The organism is Acinetobacter sp. YH12097 (assembly GCF_013419225.1).
GTDB lineage: Bacteria > Pseudomonadota > Gammaproteobacteria > Pseudomonadales > Moraxellaceae > Acinetobacter > Acinetobacter amyesii.
Genome location: NZ_VPAN01000004.1, coordinates 20,565 through 36,610, shown reverse-complemented (window position 1 = coordinate 36,610; position 16,046 = coordinate 20,565). Strand labels below are relative to the sequence as shown.

11 protein-coding genes, 4 tRNA genes and 1 pseudogene are annotated in these 16,046 nt (G+C 42.5%); 5 read left to right on the top strand and 11 right to left on the bottom strand.

Annotated elements, in window-relative coordinates; all coding sequences use genetic code 11:
• Positions 1-24: 24 nt before the first annotated feature.
• Both glyS and glyQ read right to left on the bottom strand, forming a co-directional pair.
• A complete protein-coding gene (glyS, locus tag FTU37_RS03175; RefSeq protein ID WP_168377938.1) occupies positions 25-2,094 on the bottom strand; it encodes a glycine--tRNA ligase subunit beta in 2,070 nt (689 codons plus the stop codon).
• On the bottom strand, positions 2,094-3,077 hold the full coding sequence (gene glyQ, locus FTU37_RS03170) for a glycine--tRNA ligase subunit alpha (protein ID WP_067666981.1): 984 nt from the start codon (positions 3,075-3,077) through the stop codon (positions 2,094-2,096). The genes glyS and glyQ overlap by 1 nt, the downstream gene beginning before the upstream one ends.
• A 344-nt stretch (positions 3,078-3,421) precedes the next feature.
• Here glyQ and FTU37_RS03165 point away from each other — a divergent pair, with 344 nt between their 5' ends.
• Positions 3,422-3,676 carry a hypothetical protein gene (locus FTU37_RS03165; RefSeq protein ID WP_252725794.1) on the top strand — a complete coding sequence of 85 codons (255 nt, stop codon included), beginning with the start codon at positions 3,422-3,424 and terminating at the stop codon, positions 3,674-3,676.
• 291 nt (positions 3,677-3,967) lie between these two features.
• On the opposite strand, the gene FTU37_RS03160 is transcribed toward FTU37_RS03165, so the two are convergent.
• Together FTU37_RS03160 and FTU37_RS03155 are read right to left on the bottom strand one after the other, a co-directional pair.
• The gene (locus FTU37_RS03160; protein ID WP_168377937.1) at positions 3,968-4,570 is read right to left on the bottom strand and encodes an OmpA family protein; all 603 of its coding nucleotides are present in this window, start codon (positions 4,568-4,570) and stop codon (positions 3,968-3,970) included.
• Entirely contained in the window at positions 4,570-5,151 is a 582-nt protein-coding gene (locus FTU37_RS03155; protein ID WP_168377936.1) for a hypothetical protein, read from the bottom strand. Before FTU37_RS03155 ends, FTU37_RS03160 begins: the two co-directional genes overlap by 1 nt.
• A 275-nt stretch (positions 5,152-5,426) precedes the next feature.
• On the opposite strand from FTU37_RS03155, the gene FTU37_RS03150 reads away from it, so the two are divergent.
• Positions 5,427-6,533: an HPP family protein gene (locus tag FTU37_RS03150; protein ID WP_168377935.1), complete on the top strand. Its 1,107-nt coding sequence runs from the start codon at positions 5,427-5,429 to the stop codon at positions 6,531-6,533.
• Positions 6,534-6,650: 117 nt separating this feature from the next.
• Here the strand turns inward: FTU37_RS03150 and FTU37_RS03145 are convergent, their stop codons facing one another.
• The gene (locus FTU37_RS03145) at positions 6,651-6,908 is read right to left on the bottom strand and encodes a PspC domain-containing protein (protein WP_078189754.1); all 258 of its coding nucleotides are present in this window, start codon (positions 6,906-6,908) and stop codon (positions 6,651-6,653) included.
• Positions 6,909-7,208: 300 nt separating this feature from the next.
• Between FTU37_RS03145 and FTU37_RS03140 the strand changes: the two genes are divergently transcribed.
• Positions 7,209-7,862 (top strand): hypothetical protein, encoded by a 654-nt coding sequence (locus tag FTU37_RS03140; protein ID WP_252725793.1) that lies wholly within the window; start codon positions 7,209-7,211, stop codon positions 7,860-7,862.
• 123 nt (positions 7,863-7,985) lie between these two features.
• On the opposite strand, the gene FTU37_RS03135 is transcribed toward FTU37_RS03140, so the two are convergent.
• The 6 genes from FTU37_RS03135 to FTU37_RS03110 all read right to left on the bottom strand — a co-directional run bounded on the left by FTU37_RS03135 (position 7,986) and on the right by FTU37_RS03110 (position 14,205).
• A tRNA-Lys gene (locus FTU37_RS03135) sits at positions 7,986-8,061 on the bottom strand.
• 262 nt (positions 8,062-8,323) lie between these two features.
• Positions 8,324-8,399 (bottom strand) — tRNA-Lys (locus FTU37_RS03130).
• A 49-nt stretch (positions 8,400-8,448) separates the two neighbouring features.
• Positions 8,449-8,524, bottom strand: a tRNA-Lys gene (locus FTU37_RS03125).
• A gap of 21 nt (positions 8,525-8,545) precedes the next feature.
• Positions 8,546-8,621: transfer RNA gene (locus FTU37_RS03120), tRNA-Lys, on the bottom strand.
• A 140-nt stretch (positions 8,622-8,761) separates the two neighbouring features.
• Positions 8,762-10,603 (bottom strand): long-chain-acyl-CoA synthetase, encoded by a 1,842-nt coding sequence (locus tag FTU37_RS03115; protein WP_168377934.1) that lies wholly within the window; start codon positions 10,601-10,603, stop codon positions 8,762-8,764.
• Positions 10,604-10,788: 185 nt separating this feature from the next.
• Positions 10,789-14,205, bottom strand: a complete 3,417-nt coding sequence (locus tag FTU37_RS03110) for an Rne/Rng family ribonuclease (RefSeq protein WP_168377933.1) — start codon at positions 14,203-14,205, stop codon at positions 10,789-10,791.
• A 394-nt stretch (positions 14,206-14,599) separates the two neighbouring features.
• Between FTU37_RS03110 and FTU37_RS16830 the strand changes: the two are divergent.
• A pseudogene (locus tag FTU37_RS16830) lies at positions 14,600-14,908 on the top strand (hypothetical protein).
• A 55-nt stretch (positions 14,909-14,963) separates the two neighbouring features.
• Complete coding sequence (locus FTU37_RS03105) at positions 14,964-15,935, top strand: RluA family pseudouridine synthase (RefSeq protein ID WP_168377932.1); 972 nt, start codon at positions 14,964-14,966, stop codon at positions 15,933-15,935.
• Positions 15,936-16,046: the final 111 nt, after the last annotated feature.

Here is a 16,046-nt window from a genome sequence, read left to right as displayed (position 1 = left end):
TTATTATTTTACAAATGCTTAGTATTAATGTTGAAGTACTGAAATATCAGCCACTTTCGTAAACAAGTCACGAAGTTGTGCAAGCATACGTAAACGGTTTGCTTTTAGGTCAGCATCATCTGCCATCACCATCACACCGTCAAAGAACGCATCAACAGGCGCACGAAGTGCAGCAAGTGCAGACAACGCAGCAGTGTAATCTTTCGCAGCAAATAACGGCTCAACCACAGGTGTGATTTTCGCAAGTTCAGCGAACAATGCTTTTTCAGCATCTTCAACTAAGTTTGCTTCAACGACATTTCCTTCAGGAGCAGCTTCTTTTGCAAGAATGTTTGCAACACGTTTGTTTGCAGCAGCAAGCGCAGCAGCTTCAGGTAAGTCACGGAAATGATTTACCGCATTTACACGTTTATCAAAATCAAGTGGCGATTTTGGAGAAAGTGCTTGAACAGCTTGAATCACATCTACAGCCACGCCTTGGTCTTCGTATTTCGCACGGTAACGACCTTCAAGGAATGCAACAGCATCCGCTAAAGTTTTATCGTGATCTTTAATCACATCGCCATAAGCAGCAAGTGCAAGTTTGATTAGATCTTCAATCGAAACATCTAAATCATTTTCAGTCACAAGACGCAAGATACCAATGGCTGAACGGCGTAGTGCAAACGGGTCTTTAGAACCTGTAGGCGCCTGACCAATACCAAAAATACCTGTCAATGTATCTAAACGGTCAGCAAGCGCAAGCGTAGTACCTGTTTTGGTTTTTGGTAAAACGTCACCTGCAAATTTAGGTAAGTATTGTTCACCTAAAGATTCAGCAACTTCATCGTTTTCGCCTTCAATACGTGCGTAGTAAGTACCCGCAATACCTTGAAGCTCAGGGAATTCACCCACAAGTTCAGATGTTAAGTCGCATTTTGCAAGGAGTGCAGCTTTTTCAGCATCAGCTGGGTTTGCACCAGTGATTGCAGAAAGTGCAACAGCCAAAGTCGCGATACGTTCAGACTTGTTCCATAGTGTGCCAAGCTCAGCTTGGAAGACCATATTCGCCAATTTCTCTTTACGAGACGCAAGCGGCTGCTTTTGATCTTGCAAGAAGAAGAATTCAGCATCCGACAAACGAGGACGTACAACTTTTTCGTTACCTTCAATAATTTGAGTCGGGTCTTTCGACTCAATATTTGAAACAGTAATGAAGTAAGGCTGTAATTTATTGTCAGCATTGACTAAGCAGAAGTACTTTTGGTTGTCCTGCATCGTCGTGATGAGTGCTTCTTGAGGCACTGCAAGGAAGCGTTCTTCAAAGCTTGCACGAAGCGCAACTGGCCATTCAACCAATGCTGTTACTTCGTCACGTAAGTCCGCAGGGACAATCGCAAAGGCATTCACTTCATCAGCCAAAGCTTTCACTTGTTGGTCGATGATGGCTTGGCGCTCTTCAAAGTTTGCAATCACTTTTGCAGTACGCAGGGCATCAAGATAAGCATCGGCATTTGCAAGTGTAATTGCTTCAGGAGCATGGAAACGGTGACCATAAGTCACGTTACCTGCTTGGTGATCCTGAATTGTTGCTTCAATCACATCACTGTCTTTCAACAACACAACCCATTTTACAGGACGTACAAATTCAGTACGGCTTGCAGCAGAACGCATGCGTTTTGCAATAGGTAGGTTATCTAAAGCGGCTTGTAAAATTTGTGGAAGTAAAACATCAAGGCTTTGACCTTTTACATCTTTTAAGTAGCACACTTTTTCAACTTTACCCGCTTGGAAAGTTGATACTTGATCAACTGTAATGCCTTGACCGCGCATAAAGCCTTCAAGTGCTTTAGTCGGTTTGCCTTCGGCATCAAATGCTGCTTGTTTTGCAGGGCCATCAAAACGTTTTTGTGTGTCGGCTTGCGCTGCATCAACATTCACAATTTTAAGTGCAAGGCGGCGTGGTGCTGCATATGCTTCGATTGAATCGAATGCTAGACCTGCGTCTTTTAAGCCTTTTACCGTTTCTGCATGTAGCGCATCACGTAATTTTTTTAAGCTTTTGGGTGGAAGTTCTTCGCAGCCTAATTCGAACAATACTGTATGTTTAGACATTATTTGCTCTCCTTAGATTCTACTTTTGCTTCCGCTTCAACTTGAGCTTTGAGTTGAGCAAGGACTTCGTCACGTAAAGCAGGTTCTGCCATCGGGAAGCCAAGCTTCGCACGCGCAGCGACATAGCTTTGTGCAATAGCACGAGCCAATGTACGGACACGTAAAATATAACGTTGACGTTCAGTTACTGAAATTGCGCCACGTGCATCAAGCAAGTTAAAGCTATGCGATGCTTTAATCACTTGCTCGTAAGCAGGAAGTGGAAGTTCCGCTTCCATTAAACGAGTCGCTTCCGCTTCATAGAAGTCGAAGAGTTCAAACATTTTTTCAACGTTGGCATATTCGAAGTTATAGGTTGATTGTTCCACTTCGTTTTGGTGGAACACGTCGCCATAAGTTACAGTACCAAACTGACCTTTAGTCCAAACCAAATCGTAAACAGAGTCTACACCTTGGAGGTACATCGCTAGACGTTCTAGACCGTAAGTGATTTCACCTGTCACAGGGTAGCACTCAACACCACCAACTTGTTGGAAGTAAGTGAACTGAGTCACTTCCATACCGTTTAACCAAACTTCCCAACCTAAGCCCCATGCGCCAAGTGTTGGAGATTCCCAGTTGTCTTCCACGAAACGAATGTCGTGAACAAGGGTATCAATACCAATGGCTTTTAATGAATCTAAGTACAACTGTTGAATGTTGTCTGGGTTTGGTTTCAGCACCACTTGGAACTGGTAGTAGTGTTGTAGGCGGTTTGGGTTCTCACCATAACGGCCATCTTTCGGACGGCGAGATGGCTGAACATAAGCAGCGTTCCAAGTTTCAGGGCCTAAGGCACGTAGGAAAGTTGCAGTGTGGAATGTACCCGCACCCATTTCCATATCGTATGGTTGAAGAATTACACAGCCTTGTTCAGCCCAGTAGTTTTGTAAGGCAAGAATTAAGCCTTGGAAGGTATCAATATGCGATATGGCGCGACTCATGGTCATCCACTTAAAATTAGATAAAAATTGTGCTCAATTATAAGGATTTTGGGGGTGTGTGGCAAAGGTTTCGCGTGAACAAGTGGGCTTTTAATGCCAGATAGAATAAAGGCACTGCGGGTTTTAAATGAAGCTGAGTCTTTATTGGTGAAATATGGTGGCAATAAGACAACTTCATCAGTGATACTGTTGTTAACGATGATCATGCTATAAAAATACAATGAAATTTAGGAATAATAAAATTATTCAAAGACTTATGGGTTTTAAATGGTTGCATTGATAAAAGGAAGACAGCATTCGGGTTCAGATAAAATGTTGTTATTACAAAACCATTTAGGACTTAAATGTGTGCCTATTTTCTTCGTTTTCCTGTGGGTTCAATGATTCCACCACGTCAAGACTCTGTACAATATGGGCAGCATTTTAGGTTGAATATCGTGATTAAAAAATCGAAAGCAGGTGGTGAATTTATATGTGAGCGAAGCATCATTGATTTACCAAGAGTTAAATTATTTAGACCAGATTTGTATCGGCATGAAGTGACTGAGGTGCAAGGCAGCTCATGCTATGTATTAAGTATCGGATGCGTAATCGATTAAATTTGATAGATAAAATCAATATCTTTTAAGAAAATTCAGCCTGTAATTTTCAAAAAAATCCCAAATAACCAACAGGGTAATCGGTCTTTTATAACGTCTTTTGCAACTTAGGTGGCTTGGTACAGCATACGAAAATCGAATAAAAAATATCGCCGCTCAATGAACGTTTGCTATATGACTTTGGCGCGTCTATCGTTTAGAGATATTCTCAAAAAAAGAATCAAAATTCACCACTAAAAATTTAGTCGTAAAATAAAAAATGAGTCGTTTAGACTCATTTTTATCAAGGCTTTATGACTCAGATAAGCTTTTGGTTTTATTAATTACAATTTCAACCCGTCGATTTTTCTGACGACCTTCAGGATTGTCCTCACCATTAGATAGGGTATTCGGTTTAAGCGGCTGACTTTCTCCCATCCCGCTGATTTGATAATTTAAATCAATACCTTGGGCTTTAAAATAATCACGCACCGCTTCAGCCCGTTGTAACGACAGTTTTTGGTTGGCGGCATCTGAACCAATATTATCGGTATGGCCGACAATGGCAATAATGCCTTTACCTTTGCTTTTTAAGGTCTGGGCTGCTTGCTGTAACTCAGGTTCAGCTTCGGGTTTTAAATTGGCTTTGCCAAAATCAAACAGCACATCCGAACTTAAATTCACCTGAATATTAAATTCATTATGATTGGCACTTAAATCTGAACCGACAGCCGATAAATTACTGGCTTCTGCCTGAGGTTGACTTGGTTCAGATGGCTTCGGCTGCTGTTCTGGCACAGTCTGAGTGTTGTCTATTTCTGCGACGTTCTGTTCAGTCTGCGGTGGATCAGTTTTGGAATCTACACATCCTGCAATCAATAAGCTCAAACTTGCGCTATACAGTAATGTTCTCATTAGCGTTCAACCGGTATGCCGTCAAAAGAACCTGCATTACCTAAATTGATGCTAATGGTCTTGGTGCTTTCAGGCGGCGCAGGGAATTTAAAGGTGAGTAAAATAGGTTCATAACTGGCTTTTTGGATAGCTTTATTTGTTGCATTTAAAGGTGCTGCCATCCAAATGCCAGCATCATCTTGCAGCAGTCCTACTTTTTTGGCTGTGTCATCATCAATATAATTGGTTTGTTCCAAATTGATGGATGTGCTCATAAATTCAGTGTTTCCATTTGGGGCAGGGTTAGGTTGAGCTATCACTTTTACGGTTAAAATTTTTCCAATCACCTTGACGCTTTGTAAACCTAAAGTGCCTTTACTCATGGGGATTTCAGCTAAAGTGGGTTGAGGCGCTGGTGCTTCAACTTGTGGTGCTGGTTCTCGAATAAGATCATCCCCATTTTTTGCAGTTTCAGCTGGGGCCATTTCTTGAGGTGTATTATCATTGGCTGGCGGATTGGCTTGTTGAGGTTCTTTGGAGCAGGCCGATAAACCCAAGCCAAGCATACAGAGGGCACACATTGCGAAGATATTTTTATTCATTCAGAACATCCTTTTTTCAAATATTTTTATAGGTCTTTTGACTATAGGGAATTTTAAACAGCTAGCCTGTCTAGGTTTTGTTGTAAAACGTTAATGAAATAAGAGAGATGAGCAGGTGATTGACTCGTGAGCATTATTCAGTTCTTTCGGCTTTAATTTGGATTAGATATTGTTCAGTAGAAAATTTTATAAGATAAAGGTATAAAATAAATACATCTTATAAGAGACTTCGTTTTATAATCGCCCATCTGTTCGAATAATCAATCAGGCATATCGTGTTTCACGCAAAATCAGCTTGGCTTAATACACTTAAACCCAACTTTAAAGTTTTACCATTAAAAGATCGCATCCTATGTGGGGTAGGTGCTTTGCTTGGCTTGAGTATATCTTCGCTGATTAGTTGGTTAGCGCTAGGTGACTTAAATGCATGGTATATCGCCCCGATGGGCGCATCGTCTGTGCTGCTCTTTGCTGTACCTGCTAGTCCTTTGGCACAGCCGTGGAATATGGTGGTCGGTAATAGTCTTGCGGCTTTGATTGGCGTGACTTGTGCGATGTATATTCCTAATTTAACCGAAGCTTTTAGTATCGCAGTTGCATTAGCGATTATCTTAATGATGACCACGGACTCATTGCATCCACCGAGTGGGGCAGTAGCGATTACCGCGGTATTGGGCGGCGAGGCTGTCCATGATTTAGGCTACGCCTTTCTTTTTTATCCAGTCCTTTTAAATTCGGTGCTGTTGATGGTGGTTGCTATCATTTATAACCGATTACTAGGCAAGCAGTATCCACAAAAATCACAAGTTAATACACGGACGACAGATCCAACACCGACACAAAAAGTGTCGATTCAACCTGCGGATATTCAGCAAGTCTTAGAACAGCAAAGTCAGTTACTCGATATCAGTGAATACGACCTACAAAAAATCATTTTAGAAGCACAGCAGTTAGCTAGTCGTCGTGGTCTAAGCCAGTTTCATTGTCGTGATCTCATGAGCCAGCAAGTGATTAGCTTGCGTGCAGAAGATGATATTCAGTCAGCGTTGGAAAAGTTTAAACAAGTCAATTTGATGAGTTTGCCTGTGGTGAGTGATTTGGATCGATTGGTGGGAAATTTGGCTTTATATGATGTAGTGGAATGGTTTAAGCGTGCCGCAGACCCCAAAGCCAGTTGGGAAAATCACGTTTATCAAATTATGAATCCCAAAGTGGTGACCGTGCAGCCGGATCAGCCGATTGAAGACTTGGTGCCATATTTTGTGGAAAGATCTTTTAATTATATTCCAGTCGTTGAGCAAAAACGGTTGGTGGGAATGATTAGCCGTGCTGATATGATCGCAGCGTTATATCAACAGTTAAATCAGCAAACAAAATCTTAAGCCTTAAACTTTAGTTAAATTCATCAGACTTAAATATGGCTTTGCCAATATGTAGACAAAAAAAAGCTACGGAATCTTGGGGGAGAAACCGTAGCGACCAAACTGGGTCAAGGGATTTTAACGTCTGTCATCATTCACAGTACGAATCGGGTCTGAATAGCCATTGGTACGGAAAAAGTTATCTTGTGCTTTAGGCATGACTAACCATAAAACCAAGTACACCAAAATACCGGGAAAGGCTGCGCTTAAGCATGATACAAAGATAAAAATAATACGCAGTAAATTTGCGTTCCAACCAAAACGTTCAGCAATACCCCCCATCACACCAGCAATCATGTTAGAGCGGTTTGAGCGATATAAACCAACATTGGCCATTCAGGTCTCCTTCAAAAAAGAATAAATTTGAATATTTCCAAATTCATATTATAGAAATGGTGACAAGCTTTGCGATTTAAAGGGTGCAGAAAAAAAATTAAGTAAAGTTATGTAATTTGAAGAATTAGTTTGATTAGTTTGCCTTTAAAATAGCTTGAGTATTAATTAAATATCAACGATAACAATGAGATATGATTAACATATATCGCAAATATATGTATACAGCGTTGATTATTTGATTACAATATTAAGTCAGCAAGAACTGAAAAAACCAATGAATGATTGGTCTTGGCACATTATATGAAAACATCGGCTTCACCTTTTTTGATGAAATTTGCATATCTTTCAGTGTTTGCAGGAGTGTTCAGCCTCTCTTTTATTGGTTGTAGTCCAACGCCTCAACCCGCAGCGGAAAAGGGTGAAAGTTCAGCATCAACTGTCGCATCGGAAGTTCAAGCGAAGCAAGATCATGGAAAAAAATTAACCCAAGTGGCAGGGCAGGCGACATTGCCGAATGACGAGGACATAAAGTCAGCTCCTGTTCCTGAGCATGCCAAAATTTTTATTGGACGTTTTCATGCCAAAGTAAAATGCGATGACAGTTTTATTCCATGCCCAGAAGGCGATGCAGAGTTCATCCTTAACTTATTGCCAGATGGCACGGTACACCGCAGTATTATTCAAATTGGAAAAGTGTTTGCTGAAAAAACCAATACGTCAGGCATTAATGTGAAATATCGTAAGGATACGTGGAGTGTCAATGAAGCACATACCGAGCTGGTGGTTCATCGAAAAGAAGGCGTGAATTTTTATTATCGCGTGATTAATGAAAATAAAATCACTATGGATTTAGACAAAATTCGTCAAGGTGAAGTCGATCGAAATCAGGAATTATTTTCTAAAGGTTATCCTCAGCCTCAACATGCCTATACCTTGGTGAAAGACCCAAATTAAATGCTGCGAATAAAATAAATAAAATTATAAATTGAGTTTGAGCGTCGGCGTGAAATTCGCAGACATTGGCTAATCGAATGCAACTAGCTTATAAAAAATTGAATTATTAATACGACATAGAATTGGTGGGTTGTGTGGGGTTCGAACCCACGACCAATAGATTAAGAGTCTACTGCTCTACCAACTGAGCTAACAACCCTGAGAAAATTTTAAAAGAGCATTTTAAAATTTCAGCAAGATAAACGAAGCGCGTAGTTTTGAATACTAGGGAATATTTGTTATCTAAAATTTTTCAGGTCAAATACTTCATTTAGCAAGACAAGAATGATACTTCGCAACATCGCTATAGCAAAATTTCGAGAATGGCGAATCAAAACCAATAATGGTGATGGTTTGTCTTGGTCGGAACCTGCAGGTTTCTTTTTCTTCAACTGCCGGAAGAAAGAAGCCCTAAGAAAGAATGGTGGGTCGTCCGCGACTCGAACGCGGGACCAATAGATTAAAAGTCTACTGCTCTACCAACTGAGCTAACGACCCTTAGGGGGTATGCACAAGATTGTAATCTAAAACTGGCATTTTAGAAAGATGGTGGGTCGTCCGCGACTCGAACGCGGGACCAATAGATTAAAAGTCTACTGCTCTACCAACTGAGCTAACGACCCATCTTGTGGTATCGAAGGAAATGGTGGGTCGTCCGCGACTCGAACGCGGGACCAATAGATTAAAAGTCTACTGCTCTACCAACTGAGCTAACGACCCATTTCGCTTGATGGTGCGTATTGTAGCAAGATCTGCTTCAAGCGCAAGTAAAAATTCATAAACTTGCTTGTGTTTGATTATAAATACAACAATGTGGCTCATTTTGACGGGTGATTGTCGTCAAAATGAGCAAGTTTGATTTAGAAACGGTATTGATAGGCCTGAATATTATTATAAATTTCAGGGGTCAAGTCACAATAAGCACTCGCGTTCGGCAGTAAAACCAAGATTCGCTCATCCGTTTGCTGAGGATCAAAGGCTTGTTCTTTCAGCTTATTTTTTTGGTATTTAAACGTACCTGTGGTTTCGACTTTTTTCTGTACACGTAAAAATACCGGTACAGCATACGCTGGTAAGCATTTTTTAAATTGTAGAACCATTTCACTACAATCTTGTTCGTTGAGTTCGGCACCATCAGTCAGTGTGATGGCAGCCATACCTGCACGGCCATTGGTGTCTGGAATTTCTACGCCATAAACCACAGCTTCAGCAATTTTATCGTACTCACTCACCATGTTTTCAACTTCAGTGGTTGAGACGTTTTCACCTTTCCAGCGGAAGGTATCGCCTAGACGGTCGACAAATTGTGCATGTCGGAAGCCAATGTCACGGACCAAGTCGCCAGTGTTGAAGTATGAATCACCATGCTTGAACACATCTTTCATAATGACGGATTTGTTTTTTTCCGTGTCGGTATAGCCATCGAAAGGTGAGCGACGGGTAATTTTACCGATGAGTAAGCCGACTTCGCCTTTTTTCACTTTAATGCAGCGACCTTTAGCATCATGTACAGCTTCATTTTTTTCTTTATCAAACTGAATTATCGCATAAGGCGTTGGTGAAAAACCAACGGTATTGTCGAAGTTAAACACATTACTAAAGCCGACGTTGCCTTCACTTGACGCATAGAGTTCAAGGACTTCTTCGACCCCAAAGCGTTCTTTAAACTTATCCCAAATGTTTGGTCGCATGCCGTTACCAATCATTTTTTTCACACGATGGCCTTTTTCAAGGTCTGAATGTGGGGCATCCATCAAATAACGGCAAAGCTCACCCACATAGCCAATGGCTGACGCATCAAATTTTTGTACATCTTTCCAAAACGATGAAGTTGAAAACTTGCGACGCAGGGCAAGCGTGGCGCTACCGGCAATCACCCCACACCAACAAACTACAGTACCTGTAGCATGGTAGAGCGGTAAGGTCACATACATCACATCATCTTTATTCAGATTAAGGACGTGACCATATGTTCCATAAGCCAAAGTCCAACGGCTGTTGGTGAAAATCACCGCTTTAGGTAAGCCTGTTGTCCCAGAGGTGTAGATATAAAATAGGCCGTCTTTGCCTTTTACACTTGCAGTGGTGGGTGTGTTGAACTTTGGAAATTCATCAATCGCTTCTGCAAGGTTTAAGAAGCCTTTAGGTGCTTGACCAGCATCTACACGAGTGGCTTGATCTGCGAACCAATGTAAACGATCTGCAGCCACACTGAGATCATCACGAATCTCTTCTACAGCTTGACGGCATTCTTCGCCCACAATTACCGCAATTGGGTTTACTAAGTTGATGCTGTGTGTCAGGACTTTGCCAACTTGTGAGGTGTTGACCAAGGCACTGGTGACGCCAATTTTGGCTAGTGCCACGATGGTTGCCACCAGTTCAGATCGGTTCTCGATCATCACCGCAATCACATCACCTTTTTTTGCGCCGAGGGCTAGGTAATAGTGACCAATTTGATTGGCCCATTCATTTAATTCGTTATAGGTATATTTTTGCTCTTCAAAATAAAGCGCATAACCTTTGGGATTGCGCTTTACGGCTTTTTCAAATGCAATACCTAAGCCTGCGGAAGTATTTGGGGTACGTAAATAGGCTTGCTTTAGACCACTCAACAGGTTGGGTACTTTGCTAATGAATGCGGGAATTTTTGCTGCAACATCAGCAATCCCAATAAGGTCGTGTTGTGTAGTTTGGCTCATGTGAATCCTATTTATTTTTCGTAATCCGATACGGTCTATTTCTTTGCAATGAAATTTGCAGCAAATTCTACAATTGTCTTTTAATCGTTTCGATCTAGTGCAATCAACCTAATTTGACAAAAGTATCAAAAAAAAACCAGTCACCGAAATGACTGGATTTTTTTATTCACCTGTAAAATAGCAAATTACTGCTCAGTTGCGGTGTTTGCTTTTTTCGGTGGACGACCGCGAGGACGACGAGGGCGTGCAGGTTTTTCACCTTCAGCGGCCGAGTTTTCGTCTACAGGAACCTCAACTTTCTTTTCCGCTTCAACGGCTTGAGCTTTTTCTTCTACTGGTTTAGTAGGAGCTTCAGACACTTCTTCCGTCTTTTCAGGCTGCGCACTCACATCCAGTTCAGCTTGAACGGGTGTCGGTACTTCAGCTTGAGCGGGCACAGGTGCTTCAGTTTGAACTGCAACGTCGGATACATTGGCTTCAACTGTAGCAGCTTTAGCTTCTGCAACTACAGGCGCCTCAACAGCAGTGTCTGCGACAGGCGTAGCTTCCACCTCAGCATGTGCTTTTGCTTGGTCTTGTTTCGCTTGTTCAGCGGCAAGTTTAGCAAGGCGACGACGCTCACGTGGGTCATTAGCAACACGTTTATCTGACACAGGCTTTGGTGGTGTCAAATCCAACATTGGCGCTGGTTCAGCTTCAGGTGCAGCTTTTGCAACTTGAACATCACGAGTGACAGGCTTTTTCTCTACAGCTGCTTCAGCTGCGGGTGCAGTCAAAGTCGCGGCATATTCTTCCGTGAATTTTTGCAATGCACGGTTGAATGTTGGAATTAAGCCAAATTGCTCAATCAGTACAGAGCAGTCTTCACCGTATACATGCTTAATCAAGCTGCTTACAGTGTATTGACTTAGTGTCGGCACTTGAGATGGCGCAATTTTCGGAGCCTGTGCTTGTTGAGCACGAGCTGCACGCTGTTCGCGGCGGCGTTGACGTGGGTCATTGCTTGCACGAGACGGTTTTTGCTGCGCATGCTGTGGTTTATGCGCTGCTTCTTTTGTTTCAGTCGCAAGTTTTTCCACTTTTGCTGCTTCAACGACAGCGGCCTTTTCGACAACTGGGGTTTCTATAGTTTTTTCAACTGCTGGAGCAGTATTTAGCGCTACGATTTCGCTTTGAGCTTGATCAACATTCACCACAAGTGCTGTTGGCATCACGTCTTGACGTGGTGCATCAACAACTTCAACTTTAGGTTGACGTTGATTGCGGTTTTCAGGTTGTTGCTCAGCTGCAACTTCCTGAGCAATCGCTTGCTCGTTCAATACGCTTTGATCGCGGTGGCGATTTGGGCGATTTGGACGTTGTTGGTTGTTGCGGTCACGACGTGGAACAGACTGCGGTTGTTCATTGTTTTGAACATCTTGCTGTACTTGTTCGTTGTTGTGTTGACGACGTGAGTTACGACGGTTTTCACGTTGGTCTTGACGGTTGTCTTGACGTTCAGAACGTTGCTCTTGGCGTTCGTTTTGACGTGCTTCGTTATTACGCTGTTCTTGACGGTCTTGACGTGAAGGTTGTAACACTTCCTCATGAACTTGATGCGGTTGAGCTTCTTGTTCACGTGGCTCTTTATGCTTAGTACGCTTTTTGTTGTGACGTTTTTCTTCACGTTCAGCTTTTTCTGAATGGCTGTCACGTTCTTGTTTGTGCACAACAGAAGAAGGCGCAAGGTAAGCATTATTGTCTGCGACAACAGCAGGCGCTGCCGATGCAGGGGTAATTTGACCAAACTGGCCACGGCTTGCAGCACCGCCATTTACCATTTGTTCAATTGCAGCAGCGGCATTGTTTGCAGTACGCGACTGGTCAACGGTTGCAGCTTGTTTTTGAACAAATAAGTTTTCTAACCATGCACATGGACTAGATGATGCTGCAGGAGCGGCAACTTGTGCAGGTGCTTGTTGGGCAGCAACAGGTTGTTGCTTATTCTTTTTGTGGCCTTTTTCTTGTTGTTGTACAGGTGCTTGTTGCTGAGCAGCAGCGGCCTGTTCTTCACCTAAGTGCCACTCAGATGCTTCGTAACCCAATTCTTTTTCGCTAGAACGTGTTGCTTCAGTGCGTTCATAACTTGTCGGTGCAAAACCTTCAGGGTTATATGAAATTTCGTAATGTGGTGTTTCTAGGTGAGGGTGTGGAAGTACAGTCACACGAACATTTGAAGTTTGCTCAAGATATACAAGGCTGTGACGCTTTTCATTCAATAAGAATGCAGCAATTTCAACAGGCACTTCAACTTGAACTTCACCATGACGTTCGCGTAGCGCAATCTCTTCCACTTTACGCATAATCGAAAGTGATAAAGAGCGTAGGTCACGTACCATACCTGTACCATGACAGCGTGGGCATACATAACCAGTGGCTTCTTCAAGCGATGGACGTAAGCGTTGACGGCTCATTTCCATCAAACCAAAGCGTGACAATTGACCGAATTGGATACGCGCACGGTCACTTTGTGTTGCTTCACGAAGTTTAGCTTCAACCATACGTTGGTTACGGTCTTTGGTCATGTCGATGAAGTCGATCACAACCAAACCACCGATATCACGTAAACGTAATTGGCGAGCAATTTCTTCTGCTGCTTCAAGATTGGTATTTAGCGCTGTATCTTCTACGTCGCTACCACGTGTTGATTTTGCAGAGTTAATATCAATTGAAACCAATGCTTCAGTTTGGTCAATCACAATTGAACCACCAGAAGGAAGTTTTACTTCACGCTCATAGGCCGTTTGGATTTGACTTTCGATACCAAAATGAGCAAATAACGGTTCATTTAAAGTATAAGTTTTTAATTTGTCGATTTGACGTGGCATCACAGCTTTAACAAAGTTATATGCTTCGTTATACGCTTGCTCAGAGTCAATCAGAATTTCAGCAACATCATCACGTAAATAGTCACGAATCGCACGTGTAACCACACCGGCTTCTTGGTGAACCAACATTGGTGATGGACCTGAACTTGATGTGCTTTGGATTTGTGCCCAAAGGTCAAGCAAGTGTTGAAGGTCAAGTTGCAGTTCTTCTTGAGAACGACCAATACCTGCAGTACGTACAATTACGCTCATGCCACGAGGGACATTTAAAGACGCCAACATTTCTTTCAATTCTTCACGAACTGAACCTGAAATTTGACGGCTAATACCGCCACCTTTCGGGTTGTTTGGCATCAATACCAAATAACGACCAGCAAGTGAGATAAATGTAGAAAGGGCAGCACCTTTATTACCACGTTCTTCTTTTTCCACTTGAACCAAAAGTTCAGTGCCTTCAGTGATCAATTCGCGGATGTTTGAAGTTTGGCGAGGATCTGCTTTGTAATAAGAATTGGCAATTTCGCGCATCGACAAGAAGCCTTGACGACCTGCACCGTATTCAACAAATACAGCTTCTAATGAAGGTTCTACGCGGGTCACATGACCTTTATAGATATTCGATTTTTTTTGTTCACGGGTACGATTCTCTAAGTCAAAATCGTAAAGACGCTGACCAGTGACAAGTGCAACGCGAATTTCTTCGGCATGTGTTGCATTAATCAACATACGTTTCATGGGTGTAACACCTAATAGTGATACACAGAAGAACATCGCCTGACTCGTAGCGAGCATCAGATAGCATGGATCAAGTTGCACAGATCGAAAAACATCATCTGTGCATGTGTACCGACCTTCTTTGGGTGGGCAACGATTTTTGATTCACGTATTGATGATGGCAATACGGCTTCAATCTTTTAAACGATTAAAGTCACCTGAACGCGTTTCACTGGCGGACAAACGGTGCATTGGATGTGAGTAACTTTCACTGTCACATTGCTCGAAGAGCATCCATTCATATCTGATAGAGCGTCTTGATACGGAATTATCATCGTACCTTTACAAACTGTGCAGATCCAATGCATCAAACGTTGTGGCCTGAACACGATTTCCAGGGAGCGACTGGTCTGATGTGTATCAGTTTACGTTTAAAAACCAACCTTGGTTGGCACATATTTTTTTGGGGCAAACTGTTTTATGTACCTACGGCACAATTAAACGCAACAGTTTGCAGTTTTGCCGATATAATAAGCCTTCGGCGTCGGCATAATTCTTTTGGGACCTTTCCGAGCTAAATGAGTAATTGCTTGAAAGTTCAATGACAGTAAATACTGAAATGAATCAACTTTTACTCAGTTACGGTGGTTTCCGTGCGCTGACTATATCAAACCTTGCATCATCTGCCTATGGGCTAAGCTTATGTTTCTTGCGAAAAGTATAGCTTAAATGATCAATTTTTAATCAATTTTAGTATTTTTTTAGGTCACAGTAACTGTATGAATTCTACGCAAGAATGGCAAAGCGTCACCTGGTTTGAAGTGGACGAGCATCAGGCGGGTCAACGTATTGATAATTTCCTGTTTAGTCGTCTGAAAGGTGTGCCTAAAAGTCGCATTTATCGTCTGATTCGTGAAAGCCAAGTCCGCGTCAATAAAAAACGCGTCAAAGCGGAAACCAAACTCAATATTGGTGACCAAGTTCGAGTTGCTCCAATTCGTTATGAGCAAAAAGATGAGTCTGCGGTTCCCGTATCGGACAAAGTGGCACAAAGTTTACTGAGCCGTGTGGTGTACGAAGATGAAGGCTTAATGGTGGTAAACAAACCTTCTGGTATTGCTGTTCACGGCGGTAGTGGTGTGGCGTATGGCTTGATCGAAGGCTTACGTGCCGCAACAGGGAAGAAATACCTTGAGCTGATTCACCGAATTGACCGCGACACTTCTGGTTTGGTGATGATTTCGAAAAAACGTAGTGTGTTAAAAAGCCTGCAAGACATGTTACGTGAGCACAAAATCCAAAAAACTTATGCTGCTGTGGTGAAAGGCGTGGTGAGTCTGGATAAGCAGCTGATTGATCAGCCTTTGCATCGTTACGAACTGGCAAATGGCGAGCGTCGTGTTCGTGTATCACCTAAAGAAGGTAAAGAGTCGAAGACGCTGTGGAACGTGAAAGAACGTTTTATGCATGCCACATTGGTGTATGCGTCTCCACTTTCGGGCCGTACCCATCAGATCCGTGTACATGGTTTAAGTATTGGTCACCCATTGGTGGGCGATGAAAAATATGGTCATGAAACAGAATACCGTGGTCCAAAGCCACGTCGTTTATGTCTACATGCCATGCGTTTAGAAATTCCAGGTTACCAAACCATTGAAGCGCCATTGCCAGAAGATATGCAAAGCCTTGTGGCTCAGCTTCGCGCTCAAAAAGCCGACAAAGTGGTGAAGTCTTCGGAAGATGGCGAGTAAGTTTAAATATGACTTCTCTCCCTGAGCAGTACTGCTTCGCAAGGGGTATATTTGACTTCTCCCCAAACCCTCGCTTGAACTTTAATTTAACAGCATGGCTTTAAATTTTGC